This window comes from Pontibacter amylolyticus (assembly GCF_014638845.1).
Classification (GTDB): domain Bacteria; phylum Bacteroidota; class Bacteroidia; order Cytophagales; family Hymenobacteraceae; genus Pontibacter; species Pontibacter amylolyticus.
The window spans coordinates 820252-834757 of sequence record NZ_BMFP01000001.1; the positions used below are offsets into that span (position 1 = coordinate 820252).

Here is a 14506-nt window from a genome sequence, read left to right on the forward strand (position 1 = left end):
ACATTTTGCACAATACGGACAGACCACGAAAATGTTCGGTAAAAGGTGATAAAAGTTTTAGGGTTTCGAAATTCATTTTTCTGATGATCTGATAACTGTTTGAACGACATGGGAAAGAGCCGGCAGTGCTCCCTTTCTCTCGAGTTATCCCCTAAAACTGAATTGAATTTTCCGGCCATAGCCATTTTCCTATAAAAGCATTCATCTATAGCAAACTTATACAGAACCCTCTATGCAACTGGTACAAAAGAGCCTCGCGATAGTCGTGCTCACCCTGCTTTCTGTGCTTTGTTTTGGTGCAAAAACCGTAGCGCAAAGTTGCACTCCTATTATAACTATTTCTGGCTCTTCTTCATTGTGCGCTGAGGGTGAAACCACACTTACTGCCACGCAGGCAGCCAGTTACAAATGGTCGAATGGCGCCACTACCCGGAGCATTACCGTCACAACAGCAGGCACTTACACGGTAACCACCGCCTCTGGAGACGGCTGTACGGCAACCTCCACACCTGTCCAGATCACCGATAGGCCAGATGCTACGATCAAAGACCCGCTGTATGACTTTACCTATTGCAGCTATACCGGCAGTGCCAATTCCTTTAAGCTCGAAATAGAGAATGCCTCTAAAACAGCAGCCACTAACACGGGCTATACCATTAGCTGGGGCGACGGCAAAAGCAATACCTTCGGTGCTGAGTTTGAGAAAGCAAGCCATACCTACACGGCCGCCGGTCTGTACACCATTACCGTAACGGCCACCGACGCCAGCGGCTGTGAGGGCACCTTCACCGAAAAGCTCTTTATCGGCAGCAACCCCGGCCTGGGCATCACCAGCGATGGCAACAACATCGACTGCGCTCCGGTATCCTATGGCTTCCGGATCACGGGTGTGGAGGGCAACTCGCCGCACACCGTCTATACCTTCCAGTTCGACGATGGCACGCCAGCCTATGTTTTCAAGCACAGCGAACTGCCCGCCGACCGCATCCTGCGCCACGAATTCCTGGAGTCTTCCAAAGACAAGCCCAACGGCTTCACCCTGAAAGGCACCGCCACCAACCAGTGTAACGTGTCGATCGCCACGTTTACCGGTATCCGAATCTCGAAAGGTCCTATCGCTGATTTTGCCATCGGCAATGTGTGTCTCAACGAGCCTGTCCGCTTCCAGGACAAGACCAAGAACGGCTACGACGCCTCTGCCAGAAACGACCGCTACAGAGTGAAATGGGAGATCTTCCCGGAAACCGGTTGGCAATTCTCTTCCGGCAACGGCACGACGCTCTCGCCAAACGTGGTCTTCAACGAACTGGGCGAGTACCTGGTGCGCCTGACCGCCTACCCGCTTGACCCCAACTCCACTTGTTTGCCGACGGTGATGGAGCAGATGATCGTGGTGAACGATGTGCCCAAGGCCGCTTTCGACCTGACTCCAGACGGCGGCGTGTGCGCCCCTGCTATTTACAGAGCCAAAAACCACTCTACCGGCGCAGATCTGAAGTATACCTGGACAGTTTCGGCTACGGAAGGCTGGAGCTTTGCCGAGGGCACCGATGCCAACTCCGAAAACCCGGTGATCAGTTTCGACAAATCAGGCTCCTATACCGTTTCCCTGTTGGCCAGCAGCTTCTGTTCTGCTGTGAGCAAGCAGGAAACTAAGATCACCGTCATTCACAAACCGATTGCCACGCTTCCGGCGGCACAGACCTACTGCGGTCCACAGACCATTGCCTTTTTAGAAAACAATGCAGCCCACAGGCCGGTGTACGATGCTCAGTCCGGCACCATCAGCGCCTACCGCTGGGAAGTGAGCGGCCCTGCCGGCGTAAGTTTCGAAGAAAATACCAACGCCGGTTCAGCCTACCCGACCATACGTTTCACAGAGCCGGGTGCTTACGAAGTGAAATTGACCGCCACCAACGAGTGCGGCGACTCAGAAACAGCTACGCAGCAAATTACCATCGACGCTATACCTGAGTTGGAGTTAACAGCTCCGAAAGAGGTAGTCTGCCTCAACAGCGGCATCATGCAACTGCAGGCATCGCACGAAGGCGGCAAATGGAGTGGCTCCGAATATGTATCAGCTGACGGCCGGTTCAACCCCGCTGCGGTTGGCACCTATACCCTGACCTATACCTACCGCTCCGGTGTGTGTGAGGTAGTTGAAACGCTCACAGTAACCGTGAACGACCTGCCAGTCGCCCCAACCCTGCAGTCGGTGGCAACGCTATGTCCAGGCAACCCAGCCCTGCTCCAGGTGTTGCAGGCTGAAGGCAGTGTGCAGTGGTACGACCAGCCAACAGGCGGCAACCTGTTGCACGAAGGAAACACTTTCCAGACAGCTGCTCTTGACAAGACAACGACACTCTACGCCCAGACGACTGTGGAAGGCGGCTGCTCCAGTGTGCGCACTCCTGTTAAAGTGGAGGTATACCCGGCCACCCCGGCTCCTGTGGTAGCCCCTGTTACCCTGTGCGGTGCCGGCAGCAGCGCCACCCTGATTGCAGAAGGCAATGCGGGCACCTACGAATGGTTTGCGGATGCAGCGGCTACTCAGCAACTGGAAACCGGCAGAACCTTCACAGCCCATAACCTGCCGGAGGGCACCAGCACCTTTTATGTGCGCGGTGTGACCAACGACTGCTACAGCCCTGTGGTAGCGGCAACTGTCACCATTCTGCCAGCGCTCGACCGCAACACGCTGCATGAAGTAGCCGTGATCTGCGCCGGGCAATCCCCTGCCCTGCTCACAGGCTCTACCCCTATCGGCGGCAACGGCAGCTATACCTACCGCTGGGAAGCCAGCGTCACAAGCGATGACGGCGGATTTGAAGTGCTGGCTGGCGCTACGAGTGCTACCTTCCAGCCCGGCGCCCTCAACCGTACCACCTGGTTTAGAAGAACGGTGATGTCGGCGGGTTGCTCCCATACCTCCGCTCCTATTGCTGTTACTGTTACACCTGTTATAGAGCAGAACTCGCTTACTTCCATCGCTCCTATTTGTGAAGGTGCGGAAGCGCCTGCCCTGAGAGGCAGCGACCCGTCAGGCGGCACGGGCAGCTATACCTATACCTGGGAGTCCAGCACGACAGGCACCAATGGCAGCTTTAGAGCAGCTAAGGGCAGTAACCGCGAGCAGCACTACAATCCGGGTGTGCTGAACGAAACGACCTTTTTCCGCCGCAAAGTAACATCCGGCACCTGCCAGGAGCACGTGAGCGAGGCCGTGAAAGTGACGGTGGTGAAGCCGATCACCATGAACTTTGTATCGGTACAGCAAAACACCATTTGCAGCGGCAGCACACCATCCATTATCATCGGCAGCATGCCGCAGGGTGGCACCGACCAGAAGACTTACCGCTGGGAGATGCGTACTGGAGATGGAACGTTCGAGCCGGCGCTTGGCAGCAACACCGGTCTGAATTATACCCCGCAGATCAAAGACAAAACCATGTTCTACCGCCGTGTGGTAGCTGGTGGCCCTTGCAGTGAGAATTTCAGCAACGAGATCCAGATACTGGTGCAGCCGGCCATCGAACAGAACACTATCCAGATCGCCGGACAGCCGGTTATATGTCAAGGCACTGCCGCCACCACGCTCACAGGCGCGCAACCTACTGGTGGAAACGGCAGCTATACCTACCGCTGGTTGCAGAACATAACGGGTCCAAATGCTACCTTCAGTCCGGCGCCCGGTAACAACACCGGCCTACATTACACCAGCCCGGCCAACCTCACCCAAACCACCTGGTACATGCGCGAAGTTGTGTCAGGTGAGTGTATAAGCAACTCAGAAGTAGTCGAGGTAACGGTTGTGGGCTTGCCGGCAGCACCGGAAGTAGCCCCGGTTACGGTTTGCGAAGGCAGCACCGCAACACTCACCGTAAACAGCCACACCACCAACACTTTCCGCTGGTACGCCAGCGAAACAGCTCAAAGCCACCTGTACGAAGGCTACAGCTTTGAGACAGAGGCACTGCAGGAAACAACCACCTTCTTTGTAGAGGCTGTAAACGTGAACGGCTGCGGCAGCAGCGAGCGCCACCCTGTGAGGGTAACAGTGAATAAGCGAATCGCAAACAACAGCCTGACCGCCCCAAGCGCTCCTATTTGCTCCGGCCAGCGTCCGAATGCACTAACAGGCACTACCCCAATAGGCGGCAATGGCAGCTATACCTACCGGTGGGAAACCAGCGTGACAGGCGCTGAGGCAGGCTTCAGCGCGGTAGCAGGTGCTACGGGTGCCACTTATCAGCCAGAAGCGCTGGAGAAGACAACCTGGTTCAGAAGAGTGGTATTGTCCGGCCCTTGCGAGGCGCATACCAGCCCTGCCGTAAAAGTAGACGTGCTGCCGGCTATCAGCAACAACATCATCACAGTAGAAAAGAGCACCATTTGCGCAGGCGATATACTACAGCAGCTAAAGGGCACAGCCCCAGCCGGTGGCAATGGCAGCTATACCTATCTGTGGGAAAGCAGCCGCGATGGGCAGCATTTTACCGCCGCAGCAGGCACTAACAATCAACCTGATTACCAGGCTCCTGCCCCACTGAATGAGCGCACGTGGTATAGAAGAGTCGTGTACTCGGCCCCTTGCCAGCAATCGTTGAGTCCTGTGTTGGAAATCAACGTGCAGCCGGTAATCTCGAATAACACCATCACGACGCAATCGCATGCCGTGTGTGCCGGCGACAGGCCAGGCGAACTCAAAGGCACGCGTCCAACAGGTGGCAACGAGCAGCCGGTATACCTGTGGGAGAGCCGCACCGAGAGCACTAAGTTCGCCCCTGCCGCAGGCACCAACACTGGCATGAACTACCAGCCGGGTCAACTGTCTGAGACAACCTGGTTCCGCCGCAAAGTGGTGGCCGGCGAGTGTTTCAACACCTCAGCAGAAGTGCGCATCCTGGTGAACGCGGTGATCGCAAACAACACGATCTCTGCGGATCAGGTGATCTGTACGGGTACTGCTCCGGCTAAACTCACAGGTTCGCAGCCAGGCGGCGGCACCGGCAGCTATACCTATTACTGGGAAGCCGCAGGCAACGACGGCGTGTTCCGCAAAGTGAACAACAGCGCATCAGCCGACCTGACGGTAGGCATCCTGACCACGACCACGTCTTTCCGCCGTGTGGTGGAGTCGGGCCCGTGCCAGCACGTGTCGAATGTGGTGACCATTACGGTTTCACCTGTCATCAGCAACAACACCATCGGTCTGAACCAGAGCATTTTCCGTGGTCAGACACCGGCGCCGCTTTCAGGCACGAACCCGAGCGGTGGTGCCGGAGCAGGGACCTATACCTATCTGTGGGAAAGCAGCCATACCCAGCAGGGTGGCTACCAACCGGCCGCAGGCATCAACAACGGGCGTCACTATACCCCGGAGGCGCTCCACGAGTCCACCTGGTTCCGTCGCCGTGTGCTCTCGGGTGGTTGCGAGACAACATCCGATCCGGTACTGATCGAAGTGCACAAAGGCGTGACAAACAACAACATCTACAGCGATCAGGTGATCTGCGCAGGCAACAAACCGGCCGCGCTCAACGGCTCGGTGCCGGTGGGTGGCGACGGACAGTTCCTATACCTGTGGCTGGCCAGCACGAAAGGTGCCAAATCCGGCTTTATGACGGCGACCGGCCAGAGCACAGGCAAGGATTACAGCCCGGCAGCGCTCACGCAGTCTACCTGGTTCCGCCGTGTGGTGCTTTCCGGCCCTAAGCCAGACACCAGTGCTGCTGTGTTCATCAACGTGCGTCCGCCTATGGCCAACAACCGCATCAGCACGGGCCAGACCATCTGCTACGGCACTGCGCCATCTCTGTTGGTGGGCAACCTGCCAACGGGCGGAAGCGGCAACTATAACTATAGCTGGGAAAGCAGCACCAGTGGTCCGGACAATGGCTACACAACGGCAGCCGGTGGTAACAATGGCAAGGACTTCCAGTCGAATGCGCTTACCCAGACTACCTGGTTCAGACGAATCGTGACCTCAGAATCGTGCGAGCGCCTGGTGAGCGAGGCGATAAAAATAACCGTGACCCAGCTGCCGGACATGCCGGTTGCGAGTAGCCAGACCATCTGCCACAGCTCCAAAACGACGCTGACAGCTACAGGCAAGAGCGGCAGACTGGAATGGTTTAGCCAGGCAAAAGGCGGCAATCCGATTCACGTCGGCAACAGCTTCACTACACCAGTACTGACCAGTACCACTACTTATTATGTACAGGAAGTAGCCTCGTCCTGCGCCAGTGAGCGCCGTCCGGTTACCGTAACGGTGCCCGCTCCGGGTGCCAATGCAGGTATAGACCAGACCCTGATGCTGGGCAGGACGGTACAGCTACAGGCAAGCGGCGGTGCGACCTACAGTTGGTCTCCTGCTGAAGGCCTAAGCAACCCGAACATCGCCAACCCCTACGCGAAGCCGGAGAAAACCACGACCTATACCGTGACCGTGACCAACGAGTCAGGCTGCGTGTCTACAGACGAGGTGACCGTTACGGTGCAGCAGCTGGTGTATGTACCGAACACCTTTACGCCCAACCAGGACGGTGTGAACGATGTGTGGGAGATTCTTAACATTGAGCAGTACCCGAACTGCAAGGTGCAGGTGTTCAACCAGTGGGGTAACACGGTGTTCAGCTCAGAGGGCTACAAGCTACCGTGGGACGGGCGCCAGAACGGCAAGGAACTGCCCATCGCCACTTATTACTACCTCATTCAGCTAGACAACCAGGAAAAACCGCTTTCAGGAAGTGTGACAATTGTTAAATAACCGTCTATGAACAAACTTTTAGCTTTAGGATTTGTGCTTTTGCTGGCTACCCAGGCCATGGCGCAGCAAAAGCCGCAGTACTCGCAGTACACCCTCAACAACTACCTGCTCAACCCGGCCATCGCAGGTATAGAGGACTATGCCGACGTGAAGATCGGGACCCGCCAGCAGTGGTCCGGACTGGAGGGCGCTCCCGTGTCGTACTATGCCACGATTCATGCGCCGATCATGAAGGAGACAACTCCCGTGACAGCGGCGCAGCGCAACAGTTCGCCTGCCAAAGAGGCCACGACTTCTTACCGTCGCATCCGGCCGCACCACGGTTTGGGTGCCATGGCCATGACGACGGCCACGGGTCCGCTCAAGCGCAGCAGTTTTAACGTGAGCTACGCTTACCACCAGCCCCTCTCCCGTACCTTGCGGGTGGCAGCCGGAGTAGCGCCGGGTTTGATCCAGTACAACCTGGACCCCTCGGCCGTGCGTGTGATCAATCCGAACGACAAGGCCATCAACGATGGGCGGATCAACGAAATGAAGTTTGACTTGAACATGGGCCTGTGGCTGTACTCTTATAATTATTATGTAGGTATAGCCGGTGCCCAGCTCGTGCCCAGCAAGCGCGAACACCTGACCACGGGCACCGCCACCGATAACAGCGGACGCCTGCAGAAGCACTACTTCTTTACAGGTGGCTACCGGTTGGACGTATCGCCTGACCTGGCGCTTATACCTTCGGTGATGGTGAAAATGGCCCAGCCAAGCCCGGTGTCGGTGGATGCGACGCTCAAGGCCATGTACAGCGACCGCATCTGGGCGGCAGCCTCGTACCGTCACAACGAGTCTGTAGCCGTGATGGCCGGTGTTAACATCAGTTACCTGATGGACCTAAGCTATTCCTACGATGCCAGCGTTTCGCCGTTGGGCAGCACCAACTCGGGTAGCCATGAAGTGGTACTGGGATTAAAACTGCGCAACACCGCCAAGATTATCTGCCCGCAGTGGGCCTGGTAATTGGGTTATACCTTACATGATACATCTGAAAATAATAGCGGCCAAAAGCCGCTATTATTGTTAAAACACTTGTAATTTTTGCAAAACTTTTATAATTTATTGCAGTATCTTATTAGACAATAGAAATTACTGAGATGTCTTTTAAACAGCTGACTGCATTTGTGTCTGGCTTGTGTTTCGTGGTGTTGGCAGCTTTACAATACCAGGGGCCTGATGCCGCTATCTGGATCGCTATATTCCTGGCTGCTGCTGTATTTAGTTTTACGACAGCCTTGGAACGCATTAATCGTGTTATACTGTGGATGGCTTTTGTCGCTTATGCGGTGGCAGCTTATTATTTTTGGCCAGGCGAAACTGCCTTGTCGCAAGGTATAACGATCGTGAATGGGACACTCCGGTTCTTTGCACTGGTTTTCGCATCCCTTGTCATGCTGCTCTTAGCCGTCTCAAGTAAGCGAAACGCCAGTTTGCACCCGCCCCACGTGCCGGGCCATGTAACAACCAAAATAAAGAAATGGGCAAACTGATTGCCCAGCCTGCCCATTCTCTTATAGTAGAGGTCTCAGCCTATTATGCAGACTAATCCTTAGCTTCTGGCTATACCTGTTCTGCCTTAAAGCCGGCTTTCTCTACTGTGCTCTTAATAACCTGCGCATCCAGGCTGTCAGTGTTCACTTCCAGAATCTTATCCGGATTATCCGTATCCACTTTCCAGTCCTGCACCCCTTCCAGTTTGTTGAGATGAGGCGTTACGGCTCTCACGCAGCTTCCACAATTAATAGTCGTTTTAAATTTATAGGTCTTCATATTTAACATAATTTATAAACTGATTAAAAATAACTCCTTATAATTTCTTTCCACGCAAGCGCAGGCTGTTGCTTACCACCGAAACCGAGCTGAGGGCCATCGCAGCGCCTGCCACCATCGGGTTGAGCAGGAAGCCGGTGAACGGGAACAGCAGGCCGGCTGCCACAGGTATACAGATCACGTTGTAGATAAAGGCCCAGAACAGGTTCTGGCGAATCGTGCGCACTGTAGCCCGCGAAAGGTTGATGGCCGCCGCCACCTGCACCAGGTCCGAGCGCATCAGCGTAATGCCGGCCACGTCCATGGCCACGTCGGTACCGTGTCCCATCGCGATACTGACATCAGCTGTGGCCAGCGCCTGCGCATCGTTTATACCGTCTCCCACCATCGCTACGACCTTGCCCTGGTCCTGCAGCTTTTTCACAAAATCGGCCTTGTCACCCGGTAGTAGCTCAGCCTCAAAATGGGTTATACCTACCTGTCGGGACACGGCGGCCGCTGTCTGGGCATTGTCGCCGGTGAGCATGTATACCTCCAGACCAGCTGCTTTCATGCGGGCTATACCTTGGGCGGCGGCAGGCTTTATCGGGTCACTCACCGCAAAGACGCCCAGCGCCTTTTGTCTATCGGCAAAGTATACGGCTGTCTTCGCGTTTTCCTGCAACTGTCGGGCAGCATCTTCCAGCTGGCCTTCAATGTGGATACCTTCCTGGCGCAGCAGCTTCTTGTTACCGGCAAAGAATTTCTCCCCTCCAAAGGCCGCTTCCACTCCCATACCGGTGACGCTGTTAAAGTAGTCCGGCTCCAGGCTGGCTATACCTTGCTCTCTGTAATAGGTATAGATGGCCTGCGCGATCGGGTGCTCTGACTTGGCCTCGATCGAAAAGAAAAGCTGCTCCAGTCGCTCCTGTCCTTCTACGCCCTTGGCCCACACCACATCAGTAACAGAGGGCTTGCCCAGTGTGATGGTGCCCGTCTTATCCAACAGGATAACGTTCGCTTTGTAGGCATCCTCCAGGCTCTGCGCGTCTTTGATCAGGATGCCGTTTTCAGCACCTTTGCCCACGCCCACCATAATGGCAGTAGGCGTCGCCAGACCCAGCGCACAAGGACAGGCGATTACCAGTACCGAGATCATCGACACCAGCGCCTGCGACAAGTACGCCTCACCGCCAAACACGACCCAGGCTACGAAGGTCAGGACCGCGATCAGCAGCACGACGGGCACGAAGATACCTGCGATCTTGTCCACCAGCTTCTGTACAGGGGCTTTGCTACCCTGCGCCTCCTGCACCATTTTGATGATATGGGCCAGCATCGTTTCCCCGCCGGTTTTGCGGGCAACAAGCTGCAGACTGCCTTTCTGGTTGATCGTACCGGCAAAGAGCATGTCGCCCACCTGCTTCTGCACTGGCAGGGGCTCCCCACTCAGCATACTCTCGTCCACATAAGAACCACCCGACAGCACTTCACCATCCACCGGCACCCGGTCGCCGGGCAACAGCAGGACAGCGTCCCCTATCCGGACCTCCTCAATGCGGATCTCGGCTTCCACGCCGTCGCGCAGTACGCGCACTGTTTTCGGCTGCAGTCCCATCAGTTTTTTGATGGCCTCGGAGCTGCGACTTTTGGCGCCCTCCTCCAGGTATTTACCCAGCAAGATAAAGGCAATGATCACAGCCACGGCTTCGTAGTACACGTGCGGCTCCAGGCCCCGGCTCAAAAAGAATTGCGGGTATACCGTGTTGAACAAACTGAAAGCGAAAGCTATACCTGTACTCAGAGCCACCAGCGTATCCATGTTGGCACGCAGGTGTTTGGCCTGGCCCCAGGCGTTCACGAAAAAGTGACGACCGGCCCAGAACAGGATCGGGGTGGTAAAGGCCAGCATGGCCCAATTGCCCCAACTAAAAGTATTATGAAAGAACATGCCCAGCACAAAAACCGGGAAAGCCAGCACGGCTGCCACAATGGTTTTGGTCCTGAGCACGGCCAGCGCCTTTTCCTGCCGTTCCTCCAGCTCCTCCTCCGTGTGCTGGCCGATCAACAGTTCGAAGCCGATCTCGTGCAGGGTGTCGCGCAGCTGGTCGGGCTTTACCTGGTTCGGGGCATAGGCTACCTGCACCGTCTTGCCGGCGAAATTCACGTTGGCCTCCTGCACGCCATCCACCGTGCGCAGCATGCTCTCGATGCTGGAAGCACAGGAGGCGCAGGTCATCCCCTCCACCGGGAAAGTATCTTTTTTATAGGCTGTTTTTTCTATCGTTTCCATGTTGCGTTGCTGGTTTATCTTCCAATTAACTACACAAAGGTACGCCCATCGCATACCCCAGGTGTTACAGTTTCCCCGAAAAGGTTTACATATTTTGGGCAGCCTGATCAATAGCTATCCCTTTTGGGCCGTATAAATTGGAGCTGTGAATCAATAGCATGAAAGTTATTGGAGCCATGAATTTTGTTTTTAATATAACAATTGTTTATGTTCGGGGATAAACACTGATTAAAATCAGTGCAAAATTCGCTACCCAATTATTTGTGCTGCTCCATTCAGTAAGCACCTATACCTTACCAATGTTGAAAACAAACCAGCCCTCGCATCTGCTTGCAGCATCGCGCACGACCTACCTTGTGCTGTTTGCGTTCGCGGGCCTGCTGGTCACCCTGCTTGTCCTGACTTCCTATACCTTCTGGCAGGCCCGCCAGGTGCAGCTTAGTCACGACGCCTATGTTGTGCTGGCGCTGCAGGAGCTTGAGCTGATCGATGAGCTGCAGGCCAATGACGATGCCGTACACAAAGCAGTGCTCCTGCACCTCACCACAGACAGCAAGGCCGAAAAGGCCGGATACGAACAGGAAATTCAGGCTACACAGGCGCAGAGTGCCACGATCACCCGCCAGTTAATGGCCATGATCTTGAATGATCAGCGCAAACGCATACTCCGCAACTTCGAAGATGAGACAGCTTCGCACGACAGCCTGATCGCGCACCTCCTGCAGCTAAGCCGCAGCGGGAAGATAGCGGAGGCGCTGGCCTATAACCGCAAGGTGATAACGCCGGAGTATCTGCAACATCAAAATCACCTTAAAGAGCTAAGCGAGAGCATACGCCAGGCCACGCGCCAAAGCGGCGATCGGGCGACCCGGTCTATTTCTTCGTTTATAGACAGCCACAAGCTTACACTCGCGCTTATCGTATTGGTCAGCATTGCGGCCCTGCTCCTGTTACGCAACATCATACAGCGGCTCCGGCATGACAATAAGTTGCTCGATGCTGAAATGCAGCAACGGCAGGAACTGCAAAAAGCCCTGCTCGACAGTCAGATCCAGTACAAGATGCTGTTTGACCTGAACCCGATGCCTATGTGGGTGTATGACCGGCTCACCATGCGGTTTCTGGACGTGAACGAGGCTGCCCAGCTGGAGTACGGCTACAACAGAGAGGCCTTTTTGGCACTTAATATATTTGACATCAGGCCGGAAGAAGATGTGCCGCTCCTGAAACAGCAGCTGGACCAGGTAGACAAGCTACAGTCGCAGCAAAGCCGCGTGCGCCACAAACGCAGCGATGGCAGTACGTTTGAGGTCGAAGTGATCTCCCATGCCCTGCCCCGCATCGGGGAAAGTATGCCGCGCCTGGTGGTTGCCATAAACGTGGACGAGCGCCTGGCAATGATTGAAAAGCTACAGACCAGCGAACAACAGCTGCGCGAAATAAGCTCCAGTATCCCAGGCGCCGTTTTCCAACTGGAGATGAAGAGCCTGTCCCAATACGCCTTCAATTTCGTTAGCGACGGCATCCGGGACCTTTTCCATATAAGCCCCGAAGAGGTTTACAACAGCACCGCCGCGCTGTACCGGCACATTGAGCCGGACGATGTAGCGCAGGTGCTACAGGCCATCAGCGACTCCTACCAAAGCCTGTCTCCCCTGGTGGTGAGCTTCCGCATCAGGCAGCCGCAGGAAGGCAGGTGGAAGTGGGTGCAGACCCATGGGCTCCCTACCTGCAAAGAGGCAGGCCACGTGATCTGGAACGGTACCCTCATCGATATCACAGAACAGATCACAGCACAGGACAAACTGATGGCCAGTGAGGCCAACCTGAAGGCCCTGCTCGACAGTTCTCCCCAGGCCATATACCTGCTCGACAAATCAATGCGCCTGGTGATGTGCAACGCTGTAGCGCGGAAAGACGTGCGAAACACGCTGATCACGGAGCTGAAGGCAGGCATGAACTTTCTGGACCTGATAAGCAAAGACAAAGAAGAGAAATTCCGGGAGCAGCATAAACGGGCCATGAATGGCGAAACGATCCTGTGCGAAGACGGCCACGGCGATTACTGGCATGAAGTATCCCTACGCCCTGTTCTGGGGCCAGACAACCGCGTGCTGGCAGTTGCCCTGAGCGTACTCAATATTTCGGAGCGCAAGCGGGCCCTGGAGACCATCAAGCGCAACGAAGAGCAACTGGCCCGGGCGCAGAAGCTGGCGCAGCTTGGCAACTGGGAGCTTGACATGGAGCACGATCAGATTATCTGGTCTGATAGCGTATATGACATCTATGGGGTTAGCAAGATGTCCTTTATTCCGTCACGCCACAACTTCATGCATTTTGTGCCAGAGGAGGAACAGGCGTACATAGTGGAAGCGATCGAAGCGGCTTCCAAAGATCACCAGATCCTATCGTTAGAGCACACCATTGTGCGGCAAGATGGTCAGAAGCGTACCGTGTATGAAATAGGAGAGCCGGAGTATGATGCGAAGGGCAGGCTGGTGCGCTTCCACGGCTCGGTTCAGGATATTACAGACCGTAAAAGAACAGAGCAGGAGGCCCTGAAGGCGAAAAACCTGCTGCAGTCCACGCTGGATAACATTCCGGAAATGATCTTCTCCGCCGACTCGTCTCTGAAGATGCTCTACGTGAGTCCGCAGTGCCGCGAACTGACAGGCTATACCGAAGAGGAGTTTACAGGCCAGACTGAGCTTTGGTTCAACATCATTCACCCGGAAGACCAGGAATACCTCCGGCAGCATATTCTGCCTGCCCTGAAAAGAGGGGAGCGACAGCACTACGAATTGCGCATCATAACAAAAGACGGGCAGTGCAGATGGCTGATGTTCCGCGTTTCGCCCAGAAAAGATGAAAACGGATTCGTGTACCACATCGATGGCTCCGGCTCCGACATGACATCTTACAAAGAGGCACAGCAGAAACGCGACGAGCTTACCGATCAGCTGCTGCGGCAAAACCAGAACCTGCAGCAGTTCGCCTACATTGTGTCGCACAACCTCAGGGCGCCTATTGCGAACATACTGGGCCTGACCACCATTTACAACAAGCACAAGCCCGACTCGCCCATGAACCCGCGGGTGATTGAGAACCTGTTCAAATCCGCAAAACTCCTCGACGCGACGATCCGCGACCTGAACGATCTTCTCACGATCCGGAGCGAGCTTAGCAATGTGCGGGAACAGATTAAGTTCGAGGATGAGTTCAAGGAAATATACGACAGCCTGCCATCAGAGTGGCTGGGCGAGCGTACCAGGATTGACCATGACTTTGATGAGGCACCTGTGGTAACAGGCGTTCGGAGTTACGTGCATAGCATTATGCATAATCTTATTACAAATGCGTTGAAATATAGATCGCCGGATAGAAATTTGCATCTGCGGCTTAAAACTTTCACTATTCCTAATTATATTTGTCTCAGTGTATCAGACAATGGTCTCGGGATCGACCTGGGTAAGGAGAAAGAAAAAATCTTTGGATTATACAAGCGATTCCATTCCCATGGAGAAGGCCGGGGTTTGGGGCTGCATCTTGTCAAAACCCAGACTGAGCTGCTTGGCGGCAAAGTGGAAGTGGAAAGCCAGGTGAATGTAGGCACTACCTTTAATATTTATTTTAGACACACCCTGTAG

General features: G+C 55.0%; 6 protein-coding genes. 4 read left to right on the forward strand and 2 right to left on the reverse strand.

What is annotated here, in order from left to right; all coding sequences use genetic code 11:
• Positions 1-232 precede the first annotated feature (232 nt).
• The 3 genes from IEV97_RS03600 (at position 233) to IEV97_RS03610 (ending at position 8307) form a co-directional block, all read left to right on the forward strand.
• Positions 233-6769, forward strand: a complete 6537-nt coding sequence (locus tag IEV97_RS03600) for a T9SS type B sorting domain-containing protein (protein ID WP_188500118.1) — start codon at positions 233-235, stop codon at positions 6767-6769.
• 6 nt (positions 6770-6775) lie between these two features.
• Positions 6776-7780, forward strand: a complete 1005-nt coding sequence (locus IEV97_RS03605; protein ID WP_188500119.1) for a PorP/SprF family type IX secretion system membrane protein — start codon at positions 6776-6778, stop codon at positions 7778-7780.
• A gap of 134 nt (positions 7781-7914) precedes the next feature.
• Positions 7915-8307 carry a hypothetical protein gene (locus IEV97_RS03610; RefSeq protein WP_188500120.1) on the forward strand — a complete coding sequence of 131 codons (393 nt, stop codon included), beginning with the start codon at positions 7915-7917 and terminating at the stop codon, positions 8305-8307.
• 70 nt (positions 8308-8377) lie between these two features.
• On the opposite strand, the gene IEV97_RS03615 is transcribed toward IEV97_RS03610, so the two are convergent.
• On the reverse strand, positions 8378-8587 hold the full coding sequence (locus IEV97_RS03615) for a heavy-metal-associated domain-containing protein (RefSeq protein ID WP_188500121.1): 210 nt from the start codon (positions 8585-8587) through the stop codon (positions 8378-8380).
• Between the two features lie 37 nt (positions 8588-8624).
• On the reverse strand, positions 8625-10859 hold the full coding sequence (locus IEV97_RS03620; RefSeq protein ID WP_188500122.1) for a heavy metal translocating P-type ATPase: 2235 nt from the start codon (positions 10857-10859) through the stop codon (positions 8625-8627).
• A gap of 299 nt (positions 10860-11158) precedes the next feature.
• On the opposite strand from IEV97_RS03620, the gene IEV97_RS03625 reads away from it, so the two are divergent.
• Positions 11159-14506, forward strand: a complete 3348-nt coding sequence (locus IEV97_RS03625) for a PAS domain S-box protein (protein WP_188500123.1) — start codon at positions 11159-11161, stop codon at positions 14504-14506.

Excerpts from the sequence above, each read along its gene's own strand:
- IEV97_RS03600 (WP_188500118.1), top strand. The coding sequence starts at position 233 with ATGCAACTGGTACAAAAGAGCCTCGCGATAGTCGTGCTCACCCTGCTT.
- IEV97_RS03605 (WP_188500119.1), top strand. The coding sequence starts at position 6,776 with ATGAACAAACTTTTAGCTTTAGGATTTGTGCTTTTGCTGGCTACCCAG.
- IEV97_RS03610 (WP_188500120.1), top strand. The coding sequence starts at position 7,915 with ATGTCTTTTAAACAGCTGACTGCATTTGTGTCTGGCTTGTGTTTCGTG.
- IEV97_RS03615 (WP_188500121.1), bottom strand. The coding sequence starts at position 8,587 with ATGAAGACCTATAAATTTAAAACGACTATTAATTGTGGAAGCTGCGTG.
- IEV97_RS03620 (WP_188500122.1), bottom strand. The coding sequence starts at position 10,859 with ATGGAAACGATAGAAAAAACAGCCTATAAAAAAGATACTTTCCCGGTG.
- IEV97_RS03625 (WP_188500123.1), top strand. The coding sequence starts at position 11,159 with ATGTTGAAAACAAACCAGCCCTCGCATCTGCTTGCAGCATCGCGCACG.